The organism is Flavobacterium sp. NPDC079362, assembly GCF_050267765.1.
Classification (GTDB): domain Bacteria; phylum Bacteroidota; class Bacteroidia; order Flavobacteriales; family Flavobacteriaceae; genus Flavobacterium; species Flavobacterium azizsancarii.
The window spans coordinates 63,779-89,950 of record NZ_JBNNFM010000023.1 but is presented as its reverse complement, the minus strand read 5'-3'; the positions used below and the strand labels follow the sequence as shown (position 1 = coordinate 89,950).

Below are 26,172 nucleotides of genomic sequence, written 5' to 3'. Positions count from 1 at the left end.
ACAATATATATCATATAAAAAAACAGAAGGTGACTTCTGTTTTTTTTTGCTTAATACTTTACAAAGCTTCACACTCAAAACCTGTAATTTTCATTAAGATCATAACTTCTTTTACGATATCAATATCAGATTCAAATCTTAAGATATTATCACAATCTTCAAGATCAAAGTTCCATTTTGATTTTGGAAAAAGCTTATTCAATTTTGCCGAAATTCGTTTCACCTTAGAAACGGTATCGATATTTGTTTTAAAAACTAAAACCATTTTTTTGATTTTTAATTTGATGATTTAAACTTAGGTGAATATAATTGTATTATTTAACCGCAAGCTGCGCAAAGATTTCATCCTAGTATTGTTTGTTTTTTACAGAACTATACATTTAAAATCTTGGTTTACTTTGCGGTAAAAACCGCTGTCTTTCCACAGTTTTTAGAATTGATGCTTATTTAACTTCAATCTTGCTTAAAATTTTAGCATCTATATAAAAAGTCCCAAACGGAATTAAACATGCCAAAAGCACTTTCCAGGTGGTATCACTAAATTTCCAATTTTGCTCTACACCTACGCTTAAAGTATTAAAAATAAATAGTAAAAATAAAGCCCCATGAATAGTCCCAATAGGTCTGGTTAAAAATGGCGTTTCAAAAATGTATTTTAAAGGAACAGCTATAAAAATCAAAACCAATAATGAAATTCCTTCTAAGAAACCAATAATTCGTAATCTTCCGGTATTTGTCTGTAGTAAATGTGTCATAAAATTTTATCTTAAATAAGGTCTGCTTGCTAAAGGTGAAAAAGGCCACGGAATGGCAATAAAAATGATGAATAAGGCTATTGAAAACCAAATGAGCATTGTCTTAAATTTATCACGATCAGTTGGCTTTCTTTTTGCCAAAGCCGAACCAATGGTTATTAAAACAATTGCAGTAAGCATTAATAAAATATGAAGAATTCCGAAGAAAGCACTATCCATATTTTGAATAGCTGTCGAAAAATTAGCCCAAAAATATTTTACAATTGGGCTTTGCACATACATTAGTATCCCGAAAATTAATTGAATATGAGCAATTGTAGCAGTCCAATGCCGGACTAAATTATCTGTCTTAGTAAACGATAATTGATAAAAACATCCTTTGTAAGCTCTAAAAATAGAATATAATAAGCTTATCAAAACGAACCATCTTAAAAAAGAATGGCAAATTAAAAGTATTTGATACATTGTTTTTTGATTATTGACAATGCAAATATATTCAAAAACATACTAACTAGTATGTTTTTGAATTAGATTTTATTTCAAGCCGTTCAAATAATCCCTAAACTCTTTTAAATAAACAATATAGCATGAATTATTATTTTGAAGTTTTCCAAAATTACGTATCCCCCAATAGCCCGACATAATAAAAAAAGCGACTTGTTCTCCATTAACTTCCTTTCGAACCAAGCCGGAATTTTGAGCCTCTAAAATTATTTTTTGAATAGTATGCATCCATTGATTTACCAATTCAAGCAAAGCTTTGCTAAACTGCGCATTCCAGGGAGTCATTTCCTGAGTTAAATTTCCAACCGGGCAACCGTATTTTACTTCTAAAAAAGGATCCTCAAGCAGTAAATATGAAATCATATTATACAAATCGTCAATAGGATTTTGCGAATTTTCAATTGGCTGTATAAAACTTTCAAGCATTGTAGGTTTTAAAATTTCTTCGATAATAGCGATTCCCATTTCATCTTTTGTTTTAAAATGATAATAAAAAGCACCTTTCGTAACTTGTGTAGTCGCAATGATATCATCAATACTAGTAGTTTGATAACCTTTTGAATAAATTAATTCAAACGCTTTATGAAGAATTGTTAGTCGTGTATTGGCTGCTTTTGACATAAAAAATACTAATTGGTATGAAACCACAAATTAAAGCAAAAAATATCACTAAAGATCAATTTGAAAGTCTGGTCTATTTTTTACAAAATTTATAATTTCAAAAACACACTTTTATTTTATAAGTCGATACTATTTATTGTGTGGGTTTCAATTGATTTTGTAAATTAGCCAACACTATTTTGTAAAAACAACAATATATCATGGATTTAAACTTCAATAAAAACGAAGATCACAATAAATTACTACTTTCTGACTTAAAACAAAGATTTGCCAAGGTGAAATTGGGGGGAGGCGAAAAACGTATCGAAAAACTGCATGCCGAGGGTAAAATGACAGCTCGCGAACGTATCGCTTATCTATTGGATGAAGGTGCAAAAAATATTGAAATTGGAGGTTTTGTCGGAGACGGAATGTATGCTGAACACGGCGGTTGTCCGTCTGGTGGTGTAGTCATAAAAATAGGATATATAAGAGGTAAACAATGTATTGTTGTTGCCAATGATGCCACTGTAAAGGCCGGCGCCTGGTTTCCTATTACAGGAAAGAAAAACCTTCGTGCGCAGGAAATTGCAATGGAAAACAGATTACCAATTATTTATTTAGTCGATAGTGCAGGTGTTTACTTACCACTTCAGGATGAAATTTTTCCCGACAAAGAACATTTTGGCCGAATCTTTAGAAACAATGCTCAAATGAGCAGTATGGGAATCACTCAAATTGCTGCCGTTATGGGCAGTTGTGTTGCTGGTGGCGCATACTTACCTATTATGAGTGATGAAGCCTTGATTGTAGATAAAACCGGAAGCATTTTCCTTGCAGGAAGTTATCTCGTAAAAGCAGCCATTGGCGAAACCATTGATAATGAAACTCTGGGCGGTGCGACAACACATTGCGAAATTTCCGGAGTGACAGATTATAAGGCTAAAGATGATAAAGATGCCTTAGATAAAATAAAAAATATAGTTGATAAAATAGGTGATTACGACAAAGCCGGTTATAACAGAATCAAAGCTGAAAAACCTGCTTTAGATCCCAAGGATATCTACGGAATTTTGCCAAAAGCCCGAAACGAGCAATATGATATGATGGAAATCATCAATCGTTTGGTTGATAATTCAGAATTTGAAGCTTATAAAGAGGGTTACGGCCAAACCATCATTACAGGTTATGCCAGAATCGACGGTTGGGCTGTAGGTATAGTTGCGAATCAAAGAAAAGTAGTAAAAACCAAAAAAGGCGAAATGCAGTTTGGTGGTGTCATATATTCTGACAGTGCTGATAAAGCAACTCGTTTTATTGCCAATTGCAACCAAAAGAAAATCCCGCTGGTATTTGTACAAGATGTAACCGGTTTTATGGTAGGATCAAAATCTGAACATGGCGGAATAATAAAAGACGGTGCAAAAATGGTTAACGCTGTAAGTAACTCTGTTGTTCCAAAATTCACCGTTATTGTTGGTAACTCATACGGAGCAGGAAATTATGCCATGTGCGGAAAAGCCTATGATCCGAGGTTAATTTTTGCCTGGCCAAGTGCAGAACTTGCCGTTATGGGCGGAACTCAGGCTGCAAAAGTATTGGCGCAAATTGAAGCTTCTTCGCTTAAAGCAAAAGGAGAAATCGTAGACGAAGCCAAAGAAGCGGAATTATTTAATAAAATAAAAGCACGTTACGACGAACAAACTTCGCCTTATTATGCCGCTTCAAGATTATGGACAGACGCGATCATCGATCCTCTAGATACTCGTACCTGGATTTCTCTGGGTATCGAAGCTGCCAACCACGCTCCTATTCAAAAAGCTTTTAATCTGGGTGTAATTCAGGTCTGATTTCCATAAACACATTAAATTCGTTAAAAAACTACCAAATCACTCATCTTTAATCCTTTAAAAACAAATACTTCATTAAAAATTAGTAACTTTATATGTAATTTCTAATCACGTAGTATCATGGAAAATGTAAAAAGTTTAAATAAATGGGCAAATGCGCACACTTATTTACCAGTAGATTTAGTACGTATTGTTTTAGGTGTTTTTTTATTTATGAAGGGAGTTTGGTTCATAACCAACATTCAGTATTTACATGATTTAATTTCGCCAATTGATCAATTTGGCGGCGGTATGTTTCTTGTACATTATATTGCGCCAGCCCACATGATTGGTGGCATTATGATCGTTTTCGGGCTACTTACGCGTTGGGCAATTGCAGCTCAGTTACCAATACTCTTTGGAGCAATCCTTATTAACTTTATGGGACATATGCACTCTGAAAGTTTAATTTTGGCAATAGTTGTTTTACTAGCTTGTATTTTCTTCCTTTTTTATGGAAGTGGAAAACATTCCGCTGATTATTATTTCAAAATGCAAAAATAATTTTATTCTATCCTCAGCAATAATTACAGGAATGTTGGGGATAAAATAATAACCAAACTTTAAAGTTAATTAATTCTTTAAAATTTCTTTAATTGTATTTTATGAGTTAAATTCGCCACCATGAATTGGATTCGTAAAACCGTTATTTTTCTATCACTTTTGATAATTGCTTTTTTTGCTGTTCAGGCAAATGAATCTGCTATTCAAATTACCGAAAGTCAAAAAACGGATACTAATTTTTCTATAGATCACTCTGATTCATTAGCATTTATACAACCACAGGCAAGTTATCAATTTACAGCAAATATCAAGACCAATCCTTCTATATTAGGTAAATGGTTTGATTCTTTATTGGTAGTGATTCCTCAGCATAAAGCAGTAAAATCAACATCAAATTTTGCGAATCAATTTGCAACCCAGAGCAAAAAAGTTCTTTTAATGCTCTATCCTTTCCATTTTTTCTGGTAGACAATTTATGAAGTTCCCGTCAGGAAAACAGTAGTTTTCCAACAAACTGAGCTATTTTCTCTTTTGAAAATAGTGCCAAATTTCATAGTAATTTACCAAATTTTTAAAACACAATGGAAACAAGTGTAACCATAATTGGTATTGTGATTGCGATCATAGTAGCCGTTCCTATTTATTATTCTGCACGATCGACTGCAGCTAACAAATCAAAAATTTTAGGCATAAAAAAGAAATTCAATCCAACACATCCGGAAGATTTCGATTTAACAGAATCTCAAAGCAATAAAACGCTTACGTTAGATCAAAAAAACAGACGATTTATCCTGATGAATTTCAATCCAAATCAACAAGAATCGACCTATCTGGATTTAAAAAGTGCTGCTTCTGCTAAATTAGTTTTAACAACCGAAGGACCTTCAGATACAATTGTCAAAATTGACTTTGAATTTCAGGACAAAGATTCTCCTAAAAAAATTACAATACCATTCTATGATTTTGATGACGACCGCATCAAACAAATAAGTGCTTATCAAGATCATCAGTTTGCAAAAAAATGGCTTAAAATCATCCAAGATTCTATTTCACGTTAGTTATTTAATTCAGAAAAGAGGCTCCTAGTGAGCCTCTTTTTATTTGGAATTATATGATATTTGTCATTTTTCATCCAGAGCATAAATTCTAATTTTGATTGAAACAAATTCTGACTTTATGAAAATCTCACTGACTCAAAAGTACAATGTCCCAGGTCCCAGATATACAAGTTATCCAACAGTTCCGTACTGGAACGAAAGTGATTTCACAGATCAAAAATGGATAGCGTCTTTTCAGAAAGCATTTTTAGAAAGTAATTTTCAAAACGGAATCAGTTTATACATACACTTACCATTTTGCGAAAGCATGTGTACCTTTTGCGGTTGCAATAAACGCATTACCAAGAACCATTCAGTCGAAGAAACGTATATAGAAGCCATTTTAAAAGAATGGGATTTGTACTGCCAATTGCTGCAGGAAAAACCAGTTATTAAAGAAATTCATTTAGGCGGAGGAACTCCAACCTTTTTCTCTACAAAAAATCTAGAATTACTTATAGGCGGTATTCTTTCTAAGGCAAATAAAGCAAAAGACTATGAATTTAGTTTTGAAGGTCATCCTAATAACACCACTTATGAACACCTTAAAAAATTATATGATTTAGGCTTTCGCCGTGTTAGTTTTGGTGTTCAGGATTATGCCGAAAAGGTTCAGAAAGCGATTCATAGAATTCAACCCTTCCATAATGTAGCAAAAGTTACTTTTTGGGCAAAAGAGATTGGTTATACTTCTATTGGTCATGATATTATATTTGGACTTCCATTTCAAACGATTGAAAACGTAATCGACACTGTCGAAAAAACAAATTCTCTAAAACCGGATCGTCTGGCCTTTTACAGCTACGCTCATGTGCCGTGGATAAAAGGAAACGGACAACGCGGATTCAATGAAGAGAATCTTCCTAAAGATGCTGAAAAAAGAATGCTGTATGAAACAGGAAAACAAATGCTTTCTAAAAACGGGTATCATGAAATTGGAATGGATCATTTTGCCTTAAAATCTGATAGTTTATATAAAGCAACCGAGAATAAGGAATTACACAGAAATTTTATGGGTTATAGTGCTTCAAAAACACAACTTATGATTGGTTTGGGCGTTTCATCTATTAGTGACAGCTGGTATAGTTTTACCCAAAACACAAAAAGTATAGAAGACTATTATCAATTGTTAGAAGAAAACAAACTACCGGTGGTAAAAGGTCATATTTTGAACAATGAAGATTTAATCATTAGAAAACACATATTAAACTTAACATGTAAATTTGAAACTTCATGGGATAATGAATTGTATTTTAAAGAAATCCATGCTGTTTTGGAAAATCTAAGAGAAATCGAAAAAGATCAATTAATTGTAATCGAAGAAAACAAAATTAAAATTACAGAAGCCGGAAGACCTTTTGTACGCAATATTTGTATGGCATTTGATTTACATTTAAAAAGAAAATCACCGGAAACAAACTTGTTTTCGATGACTGTTTAATGACAATTAGGAGTTTCTTGTACATTCATACTTATGTTTGATGGAGAGATATAAGGAATTCCTAAACATAGTCCTCTAAGGATAAATAAAACACCTATTAGTACCGCTACATATGGAATTGCCTTTTGGATCTTATTTCTAAAAGGCAGTTTTATCAATGAATTTATATAAACTACGATCGTCATTAGAGGCACAGTTCCTACTCCGAATAAAATCATATACAAAACTCCAAAGCCGGCACTTTGCATTGCAATTGCACCAAATAAGGCAACGTAAACCATTCCGCAGGGCAGAAAACCGTTTAATAATCCTATTGTGAAGAGAGATTTGTAGGTTTTCTTTTTAAACTGATTCCCCAGGCTTGATTTAATTTTTGAAATAATTCTATAAACCGGTTTTGAAAAATTGTATTTAGAAAAAACTTTTTCAGGTATCAAAACCACAAGAATCATGGCTACTCCTATAAAAACAGACATATTTTTTTGTACTCCTGCGAGATAAAAACCTTTTCCCAGCAATCCAAAAATTAATCCAATTGTTGCGTACGCAGTTAATCTTCCTAAATGATACGTTATAATCTGCGTTACTTTTTTTGCCTCATTTTGGCGATCTACGGGCAGCATCATAGCAATAGGACCGCACATTCCGATACAGTGCAGGCTGCTAATCAAACCTAATATAAAAGCTGAGTACAACATTTGATGTGTTTTTTTCTTTTTGCAAAAGATAAATAAGATCAAAAGGATTTGAAAATCTCTTTAAACAAAAGTTCAAATCTTGATAATCTGTGGTAGAAAATATCTTTTAAAGTATTCTCATCTAGTTTACGTAAATAACTTCTTTAGTTAAATATTTTGTTCCGTTATATTCCCATTCCATATTTACATCCCAACGTCCTTTTATAAGCTTCTTTTGCGGAATAAGCAACGCTGAATTGGTCAAGCCAATTTGTGTGTCAAAATCAAATTTCTTGTTTGATGGTCTGTATAACAAAACATTTCCTTTTACTTTATTGCTTTCAAAAGTAGAAGGAAAAGCTATTTTTACCCCATTTTCACTGTAAGAAATAGAAGGTTTATACTGTAAGTCATGAGCATTTTGAATTCGGGCCATTTCATCCTGAAAATGCGAATCATGTTTGTAGTATTCTTCAACTACTAAATCATTATCATATTTACTATTAGATTGTACTTCAAAAACAAAATATAATATAAAAGTCATAAACAATGCAAATGCAATGACAATTCCGGTTCCCCAATTGATTTTCATATTTGTAAATTTTATTTGTTATTGGTCAAATATGGCATCGCCTTTTTATTTGTTCTTATTTCAAAAAGTTTTATTTGTGGCGATTTCATGGTCTTTTTTTTTACTAATTAAAACTTCGCGGTCCTAAGAAATTTGTTGTTGTTGTTTCCAGCAATTCTTTGCCATTATAAACTCCAATTTTCACTTTGGTTTTATCACTTTCCAAAAGAGCTTCGTCAATTTCTATAAACAATGTTCCTTGAGAAATACCCTCTTTTAAAACTTTGAAATGCTGTTTTCCAACATTTTCAATACTTCCTTTTTGATCAATTAATTCAAAATGAATATCATGATAATCCTTCATTGTTTTATTAACAATTTTATAGGTATAAACATTACTGATCTTATCTCCTTTATGCTGAAATAACTGTCCTGGTAAACGTAAAACAACCGCTTGAACGTCTGTTCTAAGAAACAACATTCCAACAAAAACACTTAACAGAATAAATAAAACAGCTGTATAGCCTTTCATTCTTGCTGTAAATTTAAAAGGTGCTTTCTTCACGATTTCATCTTCAGACGCATATCTAATAAGACCTTTTGGCAAACCAACACTATCCATAATAGTGTCGCATTCATCGATACAAGCAGTACAATTAGTACATTCTAACTGTGTTCCGTTTCTTATATCAATTCCCATTGGGCAAACATGCACGCATTGATGACAATCAATACAATCGCCTTTTCCTGTTGTTGCCCTGTCTTCTTTTTTATTGAATTTTGCACGACCGGCTTCTTTTTCCCCGCGTACAAAATCATAGGCTACATTTATAGATTTATTATCTAAAAGAACTCCCTGCAGTCTTCCGTACGGACAGGCAATAATACAAACCTGTTCGCGAAACCATACAAATACAAAATAGAAAACTCCTGTAAAAATTAATAACGCAATGAAGTTACTGGATTGCTTAATTGGTCCTTCTTCGACCATTAAGAACAATTGATCACTACCTACTAAATAAGCCAGAAAAACATTAGCAATCCCAAATGAAATCAGAAAAAAGACAATCCATTTAGTCAGTCTTTTTCTAATTTTTTCTGTATTCCATTCTTGCCTTGCCAATCGCATCTGAGCACCACGATCGCCATCAATCCAATATTCGATTCGGCGAAAAACCATTTCTAAAAAAATAGTCTGGGGACAAATCCATCCACAAAAAATCCTTCCAAATACAACTGTAAACAAGATAATAAAAACAATACCAACCAGCATTGATATCACAAAGAGATAAAAATCCTGAGGCCAAAATGGAAATCCAAAAATATTAAAACGCCGCTCCATCACGTTAAACATCATGAATTGATTTCCGTTTACTTTTATAAACGGATTGGCAATTAAAATGGCTAATAAAATATAGCTGACTATTTTTCGATACTCATAGAACTTACCAGACGGTTTTTTAGGAAAAATAAATTTTCGATTACCTCCTTCATCAATAGTTCCAATGGTATCTCTAAAAGCTTCGTCTGGTAAATTTGACATAATTTATTGTAATTATTTTTTAACTTGGGTACTATCTGCTGCTGTACTTGCTGTGGTATCTTTCTTTGGAGCACTTTCATCTACCCAAATCTCGCCTTCCGGTTCTTTTGGATCTTTTGGATTACTACCTTGTAAGGATAGAATATAACTTGCTACTTTTTGAATTTCCTTTGGTTTCAAAGTTCCTTTCCAGGCAATCATTCCTTTTCCGTCACGACCTCCATTGGTTATAGTATGAAAGAGATTTTTTATTCCTCCGCCTAAAATCCAATGATCATCAGTTAAGTTAGGTCCAATTTGTCCACCAGCGTCAGCACGGTGACAAGCGGCGCAGTTCGTTGTAAATATTTCTTTACCTGCTGCTAAACTTTCTGGATCTGTAAGTAAAACAACTGTTTTCTCATCCATTAAATCCGGCGCAGTTTTAAGGTATTCGTCTACATCAATTTTTGCCTGAGCCATTTCTTTTTTAAGCTCCATCTCCTGATCATCTCCTCCAAAAACCTCATAACGAGCAAAATAAACAACTCCAAAAATAACACAGATATAGAATAAATATACCCACCATGGCGGTAAATTATTATCTAACTCTTTAATGCCATCATAATCATGATCCATTAATAGGTCACCTTCTTTTTCGATAGGCTGCGTTTTAGTAAGCTTGTGCATTAAATCTTTATACCAAGTACTTTCTGTTAAACTCAAACTATTTTCATATTCCAGTTTTGCCTTTTCTTCCGGTGACATCAATTGGTACATAATTCGATTAACGGCACTTAATGTAATTTCGATTGCAATTAAAATGAACAGAAATACAAACAAAAAGACAGATACCATTGGGTATTTTATAAATGCCGGCCTATCGCCTGAATCTATACAATACTCCATCAGACCAAAAACGATGAAGAAAATCAGCGGTACTCTTATATATGCTGGGAAAAACTTTTTCATTTTAAATTATCTTTTGAAATTATACTGTATCCTTCATCTAAAGGTATTTCACTCATTTCCTGTATTTTTTCTTTCTTATATGAGAATACCCAAAAACCTAATCCTACAAAAAAGAAAAAGAATATCAGGAGAGAAAGTATCGGGTAAATCTCTATACCCGAAATAGTCTCAATATTGTGTTTTATTTGTTCAAACATAGTGCTGTTATTTAGAAGTCTCTTTTACTTTAATATCGGTTCCAAGTCTTTGTATATAAGCAATCAAAGCAACAATTTCTCTCTCGTTCATTGGAACGAATTTTTCGCCTTTTTCAGCTGCCTTTTTCTTACTTTGCTCATAACTTTTGACAAAGTCAGGATCATTTTCTAAGCTTTTTTCAATTGCGATAGCCTGAACTCTTAATGTTTTTTGAGCATTTGCAACTTCAGATTCCGTATAAGGAACACCAAGGGTAACCATTACCTGCATTTTCTTTTGAGTTAATGAAATGTCCATTGGCTCATTATCAAACAACCATTTATAACCTGGCATAATTGAACCCGCAGAAATACTTTGTGGATTCCAGAAGTGGTTAAAATGCCAATTGTCATTGTACTTTCCACCTACTCTTAATAAATCAGGACCTGTACGTTTTGATCCCCAAAGAAATGGATGATCGTAAACAAATTCTCCTGCTTTTGATTGTGGCCCGTAACGTTCTACTTCACTTCTAAACGGACGAACTGATTGTGAGTGACAGCCTACGCAGCCTTCTCTTATATATAAATCACGTCCTTCAAGTTCTAAAGGTGAATAAGGCTTAACACTTGAAATTGTCGGAATATTCGATTTGACCATAATTGTTGGCACAATTTGAATTATACCTCCAATTAAAATAGCAATTGTTGCTAAAATGGTTAACTGAATTGGTTTTCTTTCTAACCAACTATGGAATTTTTCTCCTTTTAATCTGCTATTGCTTATTCTTTGTAATGCCGGAGCCTGAGCTAATTCATCCTCAATAGTATCACCTGCTCTAACGGTCATTATAATGTTGTAAACCAACGTAAACATTCCAATTAAATACAATGTACCTCCAATGGCTCTCATCCAGTACAGTGGCATAATTGCAGTAACTGTTTCAAGGAAATTTCCGTAAGTTAATGTTCCGTCTGGGTTAAATTGTTTCCACATTGATGCTTGCTGAAAACCAGCAACATACATAGGCAAAGTGTATAAAATAATTCCTAAAGTACCTATCCAGAAATGGAAGTTGGCTAATTTTTTAGAGAATAATGTACTCTTCGTCATTCGGGGAATTAACCAATAGATAATACCAAAAGACATAAAACCATTCCATGCTAAAGCTCCTACGTGAACGTGTGCAATAATCCAGTCAGTATAATGTGCAATAGCATTTACATTTTTCAGCGAAAGCATTGGTCCTTCAAAAGTTGCCATTCCGTAACCTGTTATGGCTACCACAAAGAATTTTAGAACTGGTTCTTCACGAACTTTATCCCAGGCACCTCTTAACGTTAAAAGTCCGTTGATCATACCTCCCCAAGATGGAGCGATAAGCATTACTGAAAATGCAACACCTAAATTTTGAGCCCAGTTTGGTAATGCTGAGTATAATAAGTGGTGAGGACCTGCCCAGATGTAAATAAAAATCAAGGACCAAAAGTGAATAATTGATAGTCTATAAGAATAAACAGGACGATTGGCTACTTTTGGTACAAAGTAATACATTAATCCTAAAAATGGAGTTGTAAGGAAAAATGCAACTGCATTATGTCCGTACCACCATTGTACTAAAGCATCCTGAACTCCTGCATAAACCGAATAACTTTTTAAGGCTGATACCGGAATTTCGATATTATTAAAAATATGTAAAACTGCTACTGTAACAAATGTTGCCAGATAAAACCAAATTGCAACATATAAGTGACGCTCTCTACGACGAAGCATTGTACCTATCATATTAATACCCATAACCACCCAGATTACGGCGATAGCGATATCAATAGGCCATTCTAATTCAGCATATTCTTTTGAAGAAGTATATCCTAAAGGAAGTGTAATTGCTGCAGCAACAATAATAAGCTGCCAACCCCAAAAATGTAAATTACTTAAAAAATCACTGAACATTCTGGCTTTCAGCAAACGCTGAAGCGAATAATACATACCCGCAAAAAAGGCATTACCAACAAAAGCAAAAATAACAGCATTGGTATGCAAAGGTCTTAATCGACCGTAGCTAAGCCACGAAATTCCATCTGTGATGTTGGGATAAAGGTACATAACCGCTAAGGTTAGCCCTACTAACATACCTACTACTCCAAAGAGAATAGTGGCGTAAATGAATTTTTTTACAATTTTGTTGTCGTAATAAAACTGTTCCATTTCCATAATTATACTTGTTTTTCTTCTGTTGTTGAATTGTTATTGTGGGGAGTAATTTTTGTCTCATCGTCAAAAAGCATTCTGACTGAGGGGGTGTAATCATCGTCATATTGTCCGGATCTGACAGCGACAATAAAAGCAATAAAGAAACCTATTGCTACAAAAATACTTACTGAAATTAATAGATAAATGACACTCATACCTTAAATATATGTTAACAAAATTACTAAGTAATGGGCGGGTAAAATATGATAATTATCATAATTGGAGACATATGTTAAATTTATAAAAAAAAGGGACTGTATTATTTACAATCTTTTTAAACTACTCTTGCTGAAATAGTTAGACATCAAAGTCACAAAACTTACGATAGTAATTGTACTTAAAGGCATGATAATAGCTGCTACCAAAGGAAGTAAGTTGCCGGTAACTGCAAAAGAAAGCCCTACAATATTGTAAAGAAGAGACAAAACGAAACTCATTTTAATTATTGTAATCGATTTCTGAGATAATTTTAAGAAATAATCCAATCTGGAAAATTCCGAAGCATCGAGAATTGCATCACAAGCAGGTGAGAAAACATTCACATTCTCAGAGATAGAAATTCCCACATTACTTTGCGCCAAAGCTCCGGCATCGTTCAGCCCGTCTCCCACCATCATAACGTTCTTGCCTTTTTCCTGTAGATTTTTGATGAAATCCAGTTTTTGTTCCGGCTTCTGGTTAAAAATTAATTCTATCCCTTTTGGCAGGATACTTTCAAGATTTGCTCTTTCGCCATCATTATCTCCGGAAAGTATTTTGATTTCGTAATTTTTACTAAGTGTGGAGAATAACTTTTCAAGACCTTCTCTGTATTGATTCTGAAAAACAAACTTGCCAAGATACTGCTCATCAATTTTAATATGAAGCGCTGTCTTTTCGATATCTGACGAATCAGAAACCAGATTGCCTACAAACTCTGCAGAGCCAATCCTGATGGTATGATTTTCGATGGAAGCCTGAATTCCTTTTCCTGTTATTTCCTGAAAATCATCAATTTTAATTTTATTTGTTTCCTTTAAAAAATCATATAACATTCGGCTTAAAGGATGATTTGAACCACGCAGAACATTTTTGATCAGAACATAATTTTGATCAGAAAGAGGATTTCCTTCATATAGTATATTAGATTTTTTATTGGTGGTAATTGTCCCGGTTTTATCAAAGACTATTGTATCAACTTTAGCCAATTGTTCGATTACTAGTGCATTTTTAAGATACATTTTCTGTTTTCCCATAATTCTCAGAATATTTCCGAAGGTAAATGGTGCTGTAAGCGCTAATGCACAAGGACAAGCAACAATTAGAACTGCCGTAAAAACATTAAAAGCTGTATTGGCATCAAAAAATATCCAATAGCCAAAACCTGCAAAAGCAATAAGTAATAATATAGGAGTAAAATAACGACTTATAGTATCTGTAATTGTTTTATGCTTTTGAAGTACTTTTTTCTGGAAGATCTCATTACTCCACAATTGTGTCAGGTAACTTTGCGAAACTGAGTGCAGCACTTCTATTTCGACTACTTTGCCAATTTGCTTACCGCCGGCAAAAACTTTATCTCCGGATACTTTTGTAATAGGAACAGCTTCTCCGGTAACAAAACTATAATCTATTTCGGCTTTTTCACTAATTAAAATACCATCGACCGGAATTAATTCCTGATTTCTGATCAGTAATCGGTCTCCTTTTAAAACATCATAAACAGGAACGCTTTCTTCTGATGTATCTGTATTGATTCTGGTCACCGCAATTGGAAAATACGATTTAAAATCTCTTTCGAAACTTAAAAAACTATAGGTTTTAATCTGGAACATTTTTCCGAGCAGCATGAAGAAAACTAACCCTGTGAGACTATCAAAAAAACCTGACCCGTAGTTCATTACAATATCAAAAGTACTGCGAACAAACATCACGATAATTCCTAAAGCAATGGGAATATCTATATTTAGCATGCCTGATTTTATACTTTTATAGGCAGAAACATAATAACCGCTTGCGGAATATAAAAAACTGGGTAGCGCCAGAACAAAAATTAGAATCCTGAAAAATGGTTTATAATTATCTAACCAAAACTCTTTGATCTCGAAATATTCGGGAAAGGATAACAGCATAATATTTCCGAAGCAGAAAAATGCAACGCCTAATTTGTAAGTCAAAGTTCGATCTACATTTGTTTTGCCTGTTTCGTAGTTTTCTAAGCTAATATAAGGCTCATAACCAATTGAACTTAGCATATAAACAATAGTCTTTAGCGAAACAAGATCTGAATTGAAAGTAATTCGGACTCTTTTCTCAGGAAAATTAACTTGTGAAATGCTTATTCCGGGTTGTATTCTATTTAGATTTTCAAGAATCCAAATACAAGAACTGCAATGTATATGAGGTATATTTAATGAAACAATTGAGGTGTTTCCTTCTTGAAATTCTAAGACTTTTGACAAAATTGCTTCATTGTCCAAAAAATCATATTTTCCGTGAATATCTTGCGGAGTGGCACCTGGCGATTTTTCAAAATCATAATAACAGGTTAAATCATGAAGACTAAAAATTTCATAAACGGTTTTACATCCATTACAACAAAACTTTTTTTCATCAAAATTGATTTCTTCATTTTTAGCAATCGTTAACCCGCAATGAAAACAATTCTGCTCACTCATAAAATTTGTTTTTTTTGATGCAACAAATGTTAAAAAATCAAGAGATTATAAAAATGATATTTATCATGTTATAATTAAATCGGATTCTAAATTTAGCGAAATAAAACTGGCAAATTGAAATAATAGTTTTTTTCTGTGTATTTTCAGGAAGAATAACACTTTTCAATGCGAATATTAGTTAATTTTGCAACAAATATTATTGCCATGAATAAATGTGATCAATGCATCGTACGACAGCTTTCTTCTCTTAAAGCACTCAATAAAGATGAAGTTGTAAAATTGGCCAACAGCAAAACTACTTATAAGATTAAAAAAGGAGAAGCCATTTTTGAAGAAGGCGAAGTAACCAATGGTGTATTTTGTATAAAAGATGGGGTTGGTAAACTTTCTAAATTAAGCGCAAACGGAAAAGATCAGATCGTAAAACTAGTACAATCAGGTGAACTTTTAGGGCAACGCTCTATGATTAGTAATGAACCGGCAAACCTATCTGCAAAAGCAGTTGCTGATATGGAGGTTTGCTTTATTCCTAAAACTGAAATCTTACACTTTTTTAATAACAACAATCAGTTCTCGATGAATTTGATGCAATCTGTTTGCGAAGATCTAAAAGAATCTGAAAACAATAAAATTGCTTTAGTTCAAAAAACAGTAAAACAACGTTTAGCCGAAACCTTATTGCAGTTACACGATTCTTTTGGAGAAAATGCAGATAAAACCCTAAAAGTTCAACTTACAAGAGAAGAATTAGCAGGTATTATTGGGACTGCTACTGAAAGCTGTATCAGGTTATTATCAGATTTTAATAAACTGGATTTAATTGAATTAGTGGGTAAAAAAATTATGCTTAAAGATATCAGGGCATTAAAAAAAATGGCCGAGTAATCAGAGCTTTTTAGCTTCGTTCCAAAATACATCCATTTCTGCCAAAGTCATATCCATTAAGGGTTTCCCTAATTCGCCAGCTTTGCTTTCAAGATACTGAAAACGCTTAATAAATTTTTTATTGGTACGTTCTAAAGCATCTTCAGTATTTACGTTTAAAAATCGGGCATAATTTATCATAGAGAATAAAACGTCTCCAAATTCAGCTTCAATTTTATCCTGATCTCCTGATTGAACTTCTATTTGTAACTCTTCTAATTCTTCTTGTACTTTATCCCAAACCTGGTGTGGTTCTTCCCAGTCAAAACCCACGCCTTTTACTTTATCCTGAATTCGGCTTGCCTTTACCAAAGCCGGTAAACTTTTTGGCACGCCTTCTAAAACTGATTTTTTACCTTCTTTAAGCTTTAATTTTTCCCAATTTTGTTTTACTTCTTCTTCATCTTTTACTACAGTATCACTATAAATATGAGGATGACGATGAATTAACTTTTCACAAATTTCATTACAAACATCAGCTATATCAAAATCGTTTGTTTCAGAACCAATTTTCGCATAAAAAACAATATGCAGCAAGAGATCCCCTAACTCTTTTTTTACTTCATTTAGATCATTATCCAAAATAGCATCACCCAATTCATATGTTTCTTCGATAGTAAGGTGTCTTAGGGTTTGCAAAGTTTGCTTTTTATCCCACGGACATTGTTCACGAAGTTCATCCATGATAATTAGTAATCTTTCGAAAGCCTTAAGTTGAAGTTCCTTGCTCATTTTATGAAGTTTTATCGAGTTGTAATCTAATATTGTAAAAGTAAAAAATCCTGTCAAGAAAACATCTTAACAGGATTAATATATTTGAATGCAGTAAACTGCTATTCTTCTTTTTTAGCTTTTTCTTTTTTAGCAGCCGGGGCTTTTTTTGGCTTCTCTTCAACAACCGGAGTTTCCTCTGGAGTTTCAGCAGGAGCAGGAGCTAAATCAGTTACCAAACCTTTTGCCTCAAGCGTGTTGTACCAGTTTAATACTTTTTTTATATCTGAAGGATATACTCTTTCTTCATCATACTCAGGTAAAATCTCTTTGAAATAAGCTGCTAATGTAGCATTATCTTCTTTATGAGAAATAGCCTGACCTTTGTTTTCTTTAACAGCGATACGCTGCATTACTTCTGTCAATGGTTTTTCTCCTTCGTAAGTATAAATTGAAATCTCAGATAATAAACTTACGTTACTTTTTAAGTTAACAGTAATTTTTTTTCCGTCTGTCAATGATTCTGCCACAAAACCTGTACGAGTTTGCACTTTCAATACATATAAACCTGGTTTCCCAGAAATGGCTAAAATTTTCTCTAAATTCATGTTTATTAAAATTAGTATTAAGAATTTGATTTATTATATTTTATTGATGCTAATTTCTTAGTTCAATTATCTCCCTTTTTTAGCCGCAGCAAATTTCATTCTGTATTCCTGAAACGTTTTGCCTTCGGTAATATTTTTTAATTTCTTCTGAATCAAACGTTTTTTCAAAGATGATATTTTATCTGTAAATAAAACGCCTTCAATATGGTCGTATTCATGTTGAATAACTCTTGCAATCAAACCATCAAAAACTTCTGTTTTCATTACAAAATCTTCTTCGCAATATTCTATTGTAACGGTTGGTTTTCTATATACATCTTCGCGAACGTCAGGAATACTTAGGCAACCTTCGTTAAAACTCCACTCCTCGCCTTCTTCTTTAAGGATCTTTGCGTTGATAAAAGTCTTTTTAAATCCTTTTAAATCTTTTTGCTCTTCTGAAGGTAAATCATCGTCATCACTAAAAGGAGTTGTATCAATAACAAACAAACGAATTGGCATACCAACTTGCGGTGCAGCAAGTCCTACTCCGTAAGCATTGTACATCGTCTCGTACATATTAGCGATTGTTTCTTTTAAGTTTGGATATTCCGGCGTAATTACCTCACCCACTTTTCTTAAAACAGGATCTCCATATCCTACAATTGGTAAAATCATTTGTATTATTTTAATGTATTATCTAATGAAAACTCCTGAATTTAGTTCTCATAATTCAGCTGGCAAAAATAGTAAAAAATAGTCAATGAATAATTCTAATCATATATTATATCACTTTTTTTGCTTGCTTCACAAAAACTCATCCATAATTATGCCAAATTAATTCGTACAATTCGTACTTTTGTTTGTAAACCTCATTCTATGTTTGATCGTATCTCGAAATTTACTAACAGTACTTCTTTTTTAAACGCCTCTAAAGTAACTATCGCTTCTGTTGTTCCTGTATTAGTTTTGAATTATTACGATCTTTTCGATATTGGTTTTGTAATTGCTCTGGGAGCCTTCTACACCTATCCCAGTGACATTCCAAGCTCCTTAAGTCATAAAATAAAAGGTCTTATTGTTGCTTCTTTTATTGTATCGGGTGTAAATTTATTAGTAAATCTTGCTTATCCATACCCCATTTTATTTTATCCTTTTTTAGGTTTTTTGCTTTTTATATGTTCAATGATTTCTGTTTACGGTCAGCGCGCTACTTTGGTATCATTCTCTGCCTTACTGTCCATTTCACTATCATTTGGCCATTTACATGATGGTTGGAAAGCCTTTGAATATTCAGGATTTATTTTTATTGGAGGTATCTTATACTTAATTGTTTCACTTGTCTTTCATTTTGTACAACCTTATAAATACGTCGAGTTACAAATTGCTGAAGGCATAAAATTAACTGCAAAATATTTAAAATTAAGAGGAGATTTATGGAGTCCCGAGGCTAATAGAGAGGCTATAATCGAGAAGCAGCTGAGTGTTCAGGTTGATCTGAATTTGATTCACGAGGATTTGAGAAGAATGCTTATTGGCAACCAGAATGCATCTGCAACAACAAGCCAAAACCGAAAAATGCTGCTTGTTTTTATCACTTTGGTAGAGATTCAGGAACTTGCTTTATATACATCATTTGACCACAGCAAGCTACATGAAAAATTTGCCAAACATCCTGAAGTCCTTAGAACGTATCAAAATGTAGCTTACAAACTGGCATCGACTCTAAAGAAACTTTCTAAAAACGTGCATAATATTAGTGTGTATGTTGATAAAAATGACTTAAAAAATGAACTTGATGCTTTTGAATCTGCCATTTTTGACTATGAAAAAACTTTAGGTAAAGAGGAAGCTGCCGAAGGTGTTTTGATGTTGACCAATATGCTGAAATATGCTAAAAATCAGGTTGGAAAAATCAAAATTATCCAACGTGCTTTTTCACTTGCCATGCAGTCTTTTAAACTGAAAGATAAGGATAAGGAACTTGAAAAATTCCTGACACCACAATATTATCCCTTACGTACTTTGATTGAAAATTTAAGTTTCTCTTCTTCTATTTTCAGACATTCAGTGCGATTAACCATTACAATTTTAATTGGTTTCACTATCGGGCAATTTTTAGCTTTTCAAAATGTCTATTGGATATTATTAACGATTGTTGTCATCATGCGCCCGGGTTACGGCTTAACAAAGGAACGCTCTTATAATAGAATTTTCGGAACCATTTTAGGAGGTTTACTGGCTTTTGGGATTGTATCTGTTATTCAGAATCATGTTGCATTGAGTATATTATCTATTATATGTATGCTTCTTGGAATCTCATTTACTCAAATTAATTATAAAATAAGCGCCACTTTTGTCACTATGTATGTGGTTTTTATTTATGGCATTTTAACTCCTGATGTGGTTGAAGTCATTCAGTTTCGTGTTTTAGATACATTAGCCGGAGCAACTTTAGCCTTTTTGGCAAATCAGTTTTTGTGGCCGGCCTGGGAATTTATCAATACGCCAATTCATATTGAAAATTCGATTCGTGCCAATAGAAATTACCTTAAAGAAATTGCTGATTTCTATAATAAAAAAGGAGAAATCCCGACTTCATACCGATTGGCGAGAAAAAATGCTTTTGTTGAAATTGGCAATCTGATGACTTCGTTTCAGCGAATGATGCAGGAACCAAAATCAAAACAAAAAACGATGCCTTTAGTCAATAAACTTGTGGTTTTAAATCATTCGATATTGTCTGCTTTAGCTTCATTATCTACCTATATTCAATCTCATCAAACGACTTCGGCCTCAGAATCGTTTAATTATATTATAAAAACGATACTTTCAAACTTAGATCATTCGATTTCAATTTTAAGAAATGAAACGATTATAACGGATACTTTTTTTGACAAGGAGGATGTAACTTTGCAATTTGAAGAACTTAAACGCGTTAATTTTACTCGTTTGATTAAAGATGACGAATTAGACAAAGAAACGCGTCAGGCTAAGATGCAGGAAGCTCAAATGGTAATTGAACAATTGATCTGGATGAGTAATCTGGCTGAAAAGATTTTGAAAATTACGGAAGAATTTAAAGCAACAAATCCAGATTAATTCATCTGGATTTGTATTTATTTTATATAAAAACTGAGCTTAATTATTTAGTTTCAAAACTTCAGAAGTATGTTTTCTAAGCTCTGATAAAAGCTCCGGTTTATCATTTAAAGTTTGTCCGTAAGAAGGAATCATCGTTTTCATTTTCGCTTGCCATTCCGGTGTTTTAGCCTGATCAGTAAAACATCTGCCAATTAAATCAACCATAATCGCAACTGCGGTCGATGCTCCGGGAGAAGCTCCTAATAATACCGCCAATGTTCCGTCATGCGTATTGATAACTTCTGTACCAAATTCTAAAACCCCACCTTCTTTCTCATCCTTTTTAATCACCTGAACACGTTGTCCGGCTTTCTCGAGTTTCCAGTCTTTAGATCTTGCTGTTGGCAAATATTCACGTAAAGCCGTCATTCTGTCTTTTGGAGATTGACGAACCTGCTCAATTAAATATCTTGTTAATGGAATATTATGGAATCCCGCTGATAACATCGGAATTAGATTATTTGCTTTTATAGATAATGGTAAATCTAAATAAGAACCATTTTTAAGGAAACGAGTCGAAAATCCTGCGAAAGGCCCAAAAAGCAAAGCTTTTTCGCCATCAATTACACGGGTATCAATATGAGGAACTGACATTGGAGGTGCTCCAACACTTGCTTTTCCGTATACTTTTGCCTGATGTTTGGCAATTACCTCAGGATTTGTACATTTTAACCACTGACCGCTTACCGGGAAACCTCCGTAACCATTTCCTTCAGGAACATTCGCTTTTTCAAGCAATGGCAACGAACCTCCACCAGCTCCAATAAATACAAATTTGGTATATGCTTTTCTTGTTTTATCAGTTGTTAAATCAGTAATCTTTATTCTCCAAGATTTATCCTCACGCTGTTTTAATTTTTTTACCTCATGATTAAAAAATAAAGAAACACCGTCAAGTTTTTCTAAATAATTAAACATACTTCTGGTTAAGGCTCCAAAATTAACATCTGTACCAATTTCCATATGGGTTGCTGCTAATTTTTCGTTGGCATCTCTGCCTTCCATTACAAGCGGCATCCATTCTGTAAGTTTTTCAAAATCAGAACTAAATTCCATTTGAGAAAAAATTGGATTGCTTTGCAATGCTTCGAATCTCTTTTTAAGATATTCTACGTTTTTTTCTCCCCAAACAAAACTCATGTGAGGAACACTTTTAATAAAATTATCAGGAGAGGGAACTTTCTTTTCTTGCACTAAGTAGGACCAGAACTGTCGGGACATCTCAAACGATTCTGCAATACTTATTGCTTTTTTAGGATCAATACTACCATCTGCCTTTTCTGGTGTGTAATTTAGCTCACAAAAAGCGGAGTGTCCTGTTCCTGCATTGTTCCAAGCATCAGAGCTTTCGGCAGCAGCAACATCTAATCTTTCGTAAATTTCAATTTTTATATCCGGTTGCAGCTCTTTTAAAATTAATCCAAGAGTTGCGCTCATAATTCCAGCTCCAATAAGCACTACTTCACTATTGGAACGTATTGTATTGTCAGGCATAACAGTAATTTGTTTTTAAAGTGCAAAGGTACTTTTTATAATTGCAAAAAAAAACTAAAAACACATGATAAAAGTTATGTTTTTACTAAAAAGAAAGGATTTTATAAGACGGAAGGAGAAAAAAACTAAAAACGTTTTGAAGAAAGATAATCCTGAAGCATAATTGTTGCCGAAATTTCGTCGATTAACCCTTTATCCTGACGCTTCTTTTTACTCAATCCGCTATCGATCATCGTTTGAAATGCCATTTTTGAAGTAAAACGTTCATCAACACGAACCACTTTCATATCCGGGAAAATATTAGAAAAATGAGTTACGAAACCTTTAATTACAGAGGCACTTTCAGATGGCTCTCCGTTCATTTGTTTCGGTTCCCCGATTAAAACCGTCTCTACTTTTTCTTTCAAAAAATAATCCCTTAAAAAATCAATTAAAGTATTTGTTGGAATCGTTGTTAGACCGGATGCTATGATCTGCATTTCATCAGTAACAGCAATTCCAGTACGTTTTTGTCCGTAATCTATAGAGAGGATTCTTGGCATTTTGTATTTTTTGTCAAAGATAGGGAGGAAAAGCCATAAAACTAAAGAGAATCTTTGTATTTTATGAATGCAAAAACAGAAACTGCCTGAAGATCAATATGGACTTTCCATACTACTTTCATTTACAATACAAAGATAACCATTTCAATATTCAAAGAAAAGTATACAGGTTCTTTATTCTTTTTTTGCCTGAAATCAGGATGTAAAAATATGTCTTATCTTATCATAATTATATTTTTTCCGGTAATCTTTTCAATAAAAATACGAGTTATTTTACAATGAATTTTATTACAGTTTTAAATTAATTATTCAAATCATTTAAAGCCTAAATACAACTTTAAATCTTACATGAATAATTATAAAAAATGTATTACTCTGTTCTTAAAAAGATTTCTTTTAGTTGTTGCTATTTACCAATTATCCAGACTTTTATTCTATTTTTTAAATCTAAATTTATTTGATTCGTTTACGATTCAAACTTTTCTGGGCGGTCTTTTATTTGACTTTGCAGCTATTAGTTATTTAAATATTCCGTTTATTATTGCCTATATAGTTCCCGGTAATTTCAAGTATAGTATTCGCTATCAACTGATATTAAAAATAAGTTTCTATTGCGTTAATCTGATATTCATTGCAACCAATTTTATTGATATTATCTATTATCGATTTACAGGAAGAAGAAGTACTTATAAAATGATTACTGCAAAAGGAATGGAACATGAAGTTCTTGGACTAATTCCTTCATTTTTAAGAGAGTTCTGCTATTGGCATTATTTTCTTAATTATAAGTGTATTATTTTGGAAGCTACTACCTGATCTAAGCAAAAACCTACTAACTAAACATTTAACCAAAAGTGATTATTTTATAAAATTCACTGCTCTTATCATCTCAATAACTATATTATTGATTATGGGACGCGGAGGTTTTCAAAAGAAACCTATAAAAATTGTCGACGGAATTAAATATGGGGCTTTAAGTAATACTGCTTTGGTCTTAAATACTCCGTTTACTATTTTAAAAACGATCGCAAAAAAAGATGATATCGACAACGTTAATTATTATAATGCAAAAGAATTAAAATCAATTTACAATCCTGTTATTTCATTACAATCAGACAAACCTCCAACTAAAAAAAATGTAGTTATTTTAATTTTAGAAAGTTTTGGTAATGAAAATATTGAGCGGGGACAAACTCCTTTTTTAGATTCCCTGATTACAAAATCCTATTATTTTAAAAATGCATTTGCAAACGGAAAAGTATCCATAGATGCCGTTCCGTCTTTACTTTCAAGTATTCCGAGCTTAATGAATAATTCATTTATTTCATCTAGTTTCTCATTGAACAAAATAAATGGCCTGCCAAAAATTTTTAAGAAGGAAGGATATAATACTTCTTTCTTTCACGGTGCTTTTAATGGCAGTCAAAACTTTGATCAATATGCAAAAATTGCAGGTTTTGAACACTATTTTGGTAAAGATCAATATGAGGGTAAGGAAGCTTTCGACGGAACCTGGGGAATTTTTGACGAAGAATTTTTACAATTTTATGCAACAAAGCTCACCTCTTTTAAACAGCCCTTTTTCAGCTCCCTAATCACAATTTCTTCGCACAATCCTTATACGATACCAGAAAAATATAAGGGAAAATTCCCCAAAGGCACTACAACTATTCAGGAAAGCATCGCTTATACTGATTTTGCATTAAGAGAATTTTTTAAAACCGCCAAAAAACAAAATTGGTACAATAATACTCTTTTTGTGATTTCTGCTGATCATACTTCTTCCGGAGGAGATCTAGATATTGACAAAACAAATATTGGAAAATTCAGAATTCCTATTTTATTCTTCGATCCTTCAAATCCCGAGTTTACAGGTGTAAACGAAAAAAACTTTCAGCAAATTGATGTTATGCCAAGCATTTTGGATTATCTAAATATAAAAACTGAAATGGTTAGTTTTGGAAAAAGCTACAAATCACCGGAAAACTTTGTTGTATACTACCTTCAGGGAACGTATCATTACATTCAAGATGATTATTATTTGGTGTTTGCAAACAATCAAACTATTGGTTTGTACAATTGGAAAAAAGACCTTTTACTAAAAAACAATCTAATGCATCAAGACAAATCGAGAGTCAAGGAATATGAAAAATTCCTAAAAGCATATATCCAATCTTTTAATGAACGAATTACCAATAATAAATTAGCTTTTTAATACAAAAAAAAATCCGCCTCGAAATCGAAACGGACTCATCCAAATATTCAAAACTTTTAAAAAAAAACTCTATCTATTAAAAAGTCTTCTGAAGAAACCTTTTTCTTCTTCCTCATCTTCTTCTGCATTTACTTTTTCTTCATATTGAGCAAATTTCGCCTGCCCTCTTTCATGCTCAAAAACTAGTTCCTTAATATATTCAACATAAGATCTCTTTCTTTCTTCTAAGAAACCAATAAGGTATTTTTCGCTAAACTCAATTCCGCTTGTTGCCTCAATCTGCAGCAATTTTTTATAAAGTGGTTCGATATGCAATGCAATAACTTCTTGTGGCACAGCTTGTCTTCTTCCAAAATAATTAACAATCACATCGTTCTCATCTACTGAAATTTCAAAATCAGTAATTACCCAATAATATCTTCCTGACTTCGCTAAATTTTTTACAATGGCATGAAAATTCTTTCCTTTTTTAAGATTTTCCCAAAGCACTTTAAAAATGACTCTTGGCATATCAGGGTGGCGGATAATATTATGTGGCTGTCCCATTAATTCATAATCTTCATATCCTGAAACATTAACAAAATTCTCATTGGCATACTCAATTATACCAAATGCATTTGTTTTACTCATAATAACCTGAGTTTTGTCCCATGAGACTTCTTTATCGATAATAGTTCTTGGTCCCTGAGGCTGATTTTCCTGATTCATGTCTTGCTGCTTATATGTTTATTTTTGGAATGGTATTTTCTAATTCCTGTATTATCTAAAGAAATTAGTGGTGCAAAATTAATTCGAACAAAAAACGCAGAACCTGATTTTTGTCATATTATGATACTAAAAAAACTTTTAGAGGACATCAAGACAAATAAAAATCCATATATGAGCAAAAATTAATTTATCAAATTAAAAACAAAATGTTATTTCTGTAACATTTTC

Annotated in this window: 27 protein-coding genes; 9 read left to right on the top strand and 18 right to left on the bottom strand. The window is 32.9% G+C overall.

Features of this window, described 5'->3' with window-relative positions; all coding sequences use genetic code 11:
- Window positions 1–58: 58 nt before the first annotated feature.
- The 4 genes from ACQKCJ_RS17805 to ACQKCJ_RS17790 form a co-directional block, all read right to left on the bottom strand.
- The gene (locus ACQKCJ_RS17805; RefSeq protein ID WP_271335624.1) at window positions 59–265 is read right to left on the bottom strand and encodes a hypothetical protein; all 207 of its coding nucleotides are present in this window, start codon (window positions 263–265) and stop codon (window positions 59–61) included.
- 178 nt (window positions 266–443) lie between these two features.
- Window positions 444–755, bottom strand: a complete 312-nt coding sequence (locus tag ACQKCJ_RS17800) for a DUF3817 domain-containing protein (protein ID WP_427402583.1) — start codon at window positions 753–755, stop codon at window positions 444–446.
- A 6-nt stretch (window positions 756–761) separates the two neighbouring features.
- Entirely contained in the window at window positions 762–1,220 is a 459-nt protein-coding gene (locus ACQKCJ_RS17795; protein ID WP_427402582.1) for a hypothetical protein, read from the bottom strand.
- Between the two features lie 69 nt (window positions 1,221–1,289).
- The gene (locus ACQKCJ_RS17790; RefSeq protein WP_427402581.1) at window positions 1,290–1,880 is read right to left on the bottom strand and encodes a TetR/AcrR family transcriptional regulator; all 591 of its coding nucleotides are present in this window, start codon (window positions 1,878–1,880) and stop codon (window positions 1,290–1,292) included.
- 200 nt (window positions 1,881–2,080) lie between these two features.
- Between ACQKCJ_RS17790 and ACQKCJ_RS17785 the strand changes: the two genes are divergently transcribed.
- The 5 genes from ACQKCJ_RS17785 to hemN all read left to right on the top strand — a co-directional run bounded on the left by ACQKCJ_RS17785 (window position 2,081) and on the right by hemN (window position 6,790).
- Window positions 2,081–3,709: an acyl-CoA carboxylase subunit beta gene (locus tag ACQKCJ_RS17785; RefSeq protein ID WP_427402580.1), complete on the top strand. Its 1,629-nt coding sequence runs from the start codon at window positions 2,081–2,083 to the stop codon at window positions 3,707–3,709.
- A gap of 120 nt (window positions 3,710–3,829) precedes the next feature.
- Complete coding sequence (locus ACQKCJ_RS17780) at window positions 3,830–4,252, top strand: DoxX family protein (protein WP_271335619.1); 423 nt, start codon at window positions 3,830–3,832, stop codon at window positions 4,250–4,252.
- 120 nt (window positions 4,253–4,372) lie between these two features.
- The gene (locus ACQKCJ_RS17775) at window positions 4,373–4,720 is read left to right on the top strand and encodes a hypothetical protein (RefSeq protein WP_427402579.1); all 348 of its coding nucleotides are present in this window, start codon (window positions 4,373–4,375) and stop codon (window positions 4,718–4,720) included.
- A gap of 113 nt (window positions 4,721–4,833) precedes the next feature.
- A complete protein-coding gene (locus ACQKCJ_RS17770; RefSeq protein WP_427402578.1) occupies window positions 4,834–5,310 on the top strand; it encodes a hypothetical protein in 477 nt (158 codons plus the stop codon).
- A 118-nt stretch (window positions 5,311–5,428) separates the two neighbouring features.
- A complete protein-coding gene (gene hemN / locus ACQKCJ_RS17765) occupies window positions 5,429–6,790 on the top strand; it encodes an oxygen-independent coproporphyrinogen III oxidase (protein WP_427402577.1) in 1,362 nt (453 codons plus the stop codon).
- On the opposite strand, the gene ACQKCJ_RS17760 is transcribed toward hemN, so the two are convergent.
- The 8 genes from ACQKCJ_RS17760 to ACQKCJ_RS17725 form a co-directional block, all read right to left on the bottom strand.
- Window positions 6,787–7,488: a sulfite exporter TauE/SafE family protein gene (locus ACQKCJ_RS17760; protein WP_271335614.1), complete on the bottom strand. Its 702-nt coding sequence runs from the start codon at window positions 7,486–7,488 to the stop codon at window positions 6,787–6,789. The two genes, hemN and ACQKCJ_RS17760, sit on opposite strands and share 4 nt — an antisense overlap.
- Window positions 7,489–7,609: 121 nt before the next feature.
- Entirely contained in the window at window positions 7,610–8,059 is a 450-nt protein-coding gene (locus tag ACQKCJ_RS17755) for a FixH family protein (RefSeq protein ID WP_427402576.1), read from the bottom strand.
- Window positions 8,060–8,162: 103 nt separating this feature from the next.
- Window positions 8,163–9,581 carry a cytochrome c oxidase accessory protein CcoG gene (gene ccoG, locus ACQKCJ_RS17750; protein WP_427402575.1) on the bottom strand — a complete coding sequence of 473 codons (1,419 nt, stop codon included), beginning with the start codon at window positions 9,579–9,581 and terminating at the stop codon, window positions 8,163–8,165.
- A gap of 12 nt (window positions 9,582–9,593) precedes the next feature.
- Window positions 9,594–10,532: a cbb3-type cytochrome c oxidase N-terminal domain-containing protein gene (locus tag ACQKCJ_RS17745; protein ID WP_271335611.1), complete on the bottom strand. Its 939-nt coding sequence runs from the start codon at window positions 10,530–10,532 to the stop codon at window positions 9,594–9,596.
- Complete coding sequence (locus ACQKCJ_RS17740; protein WP_427402574.1) at window positions 10,529–10,729, bottom strand: CcoQ/FixQ family Cbb3-type cytochrome c oxidase assembly chaperone; 201 nt, start codon at window positions 10,727–10,729, stop codon at window positions 10,529–10,531. Before ACQKCJ_RS17740 ends, ACQKCJ_RS17745 begins: the two co-directional genes overlap by 4 nt.
- A 7-nt stretch (window positions 10,730–10,736) precedes the next feature.
- Entirely contained in the window at window positions 10,737–12,923 is a 2,187-nt protein-coding gene (gene ccoN / locus ACQKCJ_RS17735) for a cytochrome-c oxidase, cbb3-type subunit I (RefSeq protein ID WP_271335609.1), read from the bottom strand.
- A gap of 2 nt (window positions 12,924–12,925) precedes the next feature.
- Window positions 12,926–13,117: a cbb3-type cytochrome oxidase assembly protein CcoS gene (gene ccoS / locus ACQKCJ_RS17730; protein WP_271335608.1), complete on the bottom strand. Its 192-nt coding sequence runs from the start codon at window positions 13,115–13,117 to the stop codon at window positions 12,926–12,928.
- Window positions 13,118–13,225: 108 nt separating this feature from the next.
- Window positions 13,226–15,619 carry a heavy metal translocating P-type ATPase gene (locus ACQKCJ_RS17725; protein ID WP_271335607.1) on the bottom strand — a complete coding sequence of 798 codons (2,394 nt, stop codon included), beginning with the start codon at window positions 15,617–15,619 and terminating at the stop codon, window positions 13,226–13,228.
- 204 nt (window positions 15,620–15,823) lie between these two features.
- Here ACQKCJ_RS17725 and ACQKCJ_RS17720 point away from each other — a divergent pair, with 204 nt between their 5' ends.
- Window positions 15,824–16,504 carry a Crp/Fnr family transcriptional regulator gene (locus ACQKCJ_RS17720; RefSeq protein WP_271335606.1) on the top strand — a complete coding sequence of 227 codons (681 nt, stop codon included), beginning with the start codon at window positions 15,824–15,826 and terminating at the stop codon, window positions 16,502–16,504.
- Here ACQKCJ_RS17720 and mazG read toward each other — a convergent pair whose 3' ends face one another.
- The 3 genes from mazG to def all read right to left on the bottom strand — a co-directional run bounded on the left by mazG (window position 16,505) and on the right by def (window position 18,519).
- On the bottom strand, window positions 16,505–17,275 hold the full coding sequence (mazG, locus tag ACQKCJ_RS17715) for a nucleoside triphosphate pyrophosphohydrolase (RefSeq protein ID WP_427402573.1): 771 nt from the start codon (window positions 17,273–17,275) through the stop codon (window positions 16,505–16,507). It abuts the gene before it with no gap.
- A gap of 101 nt (window positions 17,276–17,376) precedes the next feature.
- Window positions 17,377–17,862, bottom strand: coding sequence for a DUF5606 domain-containing protein (locus tag ACQKCJ_RS17710; protein WP_271335604.1), 486 nt, complete (start codon window positions 17,860–17,862; stop codon window positions 17,377–17,379).
- Between the two features lie 66 nt (window positions 17,863–17,928).
- The gene (gene def, locus ACQKCJ_RS17705; protein WP_271335603.1) at window positions 17,929–18,519 is read right to left on the bottom strand and encodes a peptide deformylase; all 591 of its coding nucleotides are present in this window, start codon (window positions 18,517–18,519) and stop codon (window positions 17,929–17,931) included.
- Window positions 18,520–18,720: 201 nt separating this feature from the next.
- On the opposite strand from def, the gene ACQKCJ_RS17700 reads away from it, so the two are divergent.
- Entirely contained in the window at window positions 18,721–20,943 is a 2,223-nt protein-coding gene (locus ACQKCJ_RS17700; protein WP_427402572.1) for an FUSC family membrane protein, read from the top strand.
- A 39-nt stretch (window positions 20,944–20,982) separates the two neighbouring features.
- Here ACQKCJ_RS17700 and ACQKCJ_RS17695 read toward each other — a convergent pair whose 3' ends face one another.
- On the bottom strand, window positions 20,983–22,479 hold the full coding sequence (locus ACQKCJ_RS17695) for a malate:quinone oxidoreductase (RefSeq protein ID WP_427402571.1): 1,497 nt from the start codon (window positions 22,477–22,479) through the stop codon (window positions 20,983–20,985).
- 125 nt (window positions 22,480–22,604) lie between these two features.
- Window positions 22,605–23,021 (bottom strand): Holliday junction resolvase RuvX, encoded by a 417-nt coding sequence (gene ruvX / locus ACQKCJ_RS17690; protein WP_271335598.1) that lies wholly within the window; start codon window positions 23,019–23,021, stop codon window positions 22,605–22,607.
- A 348-nt stretch (window positions 23,022–23,369) separates the two neighbouring features.
- On the opposite strand from ruvX, the gene ACQKCJ_RS17685 reads away from it, so the two are divergent.
- Window positions 23,370–23,837 (top strand): hypothetical protein, encoded by a 468-nt coding sequence (locus ACQKCJ_RS17685; protein WP_427402570.1) that lies wholly within the window; start codon window positions 23,370–23,372, stop codon window positions 23,835–23,837.
- A gap of 94 nt (window positions 23,838–23,931) precedes the next feature.
- The gene (locus ACQKCJ_RS17680) at window positions 23,932–25,236 is read left to right on the top strand and encodes an LTA synthase family protein (protein WP_427402569.1); all 1,305 of its coding nucleotides are present in this window, start codon (window positions 23,932–23,934) and stop codon (window positions 25,234–25,236) included.
- A gap of 69 nt (window positions 25,237–25,305) precedes the next feature.
- Here the strand turns inward: ACQKCJ_RS17680 and ACQKCJ_RS17675 are convergent, their stop codons facing one another.
- Window positions 25,306–25,944, bottom strand: coding sequence for a PAS domain-containing protein (locus ACQKCJ_RS17675; RefSeq protein ID WP_427402568.1), 639 nt, complete (start codon window positions 25,942–25,944; stop codon window positions 25,306–25,308).
- Window positions 25,945–26,172: the final 228 nt, after the last annotated feature.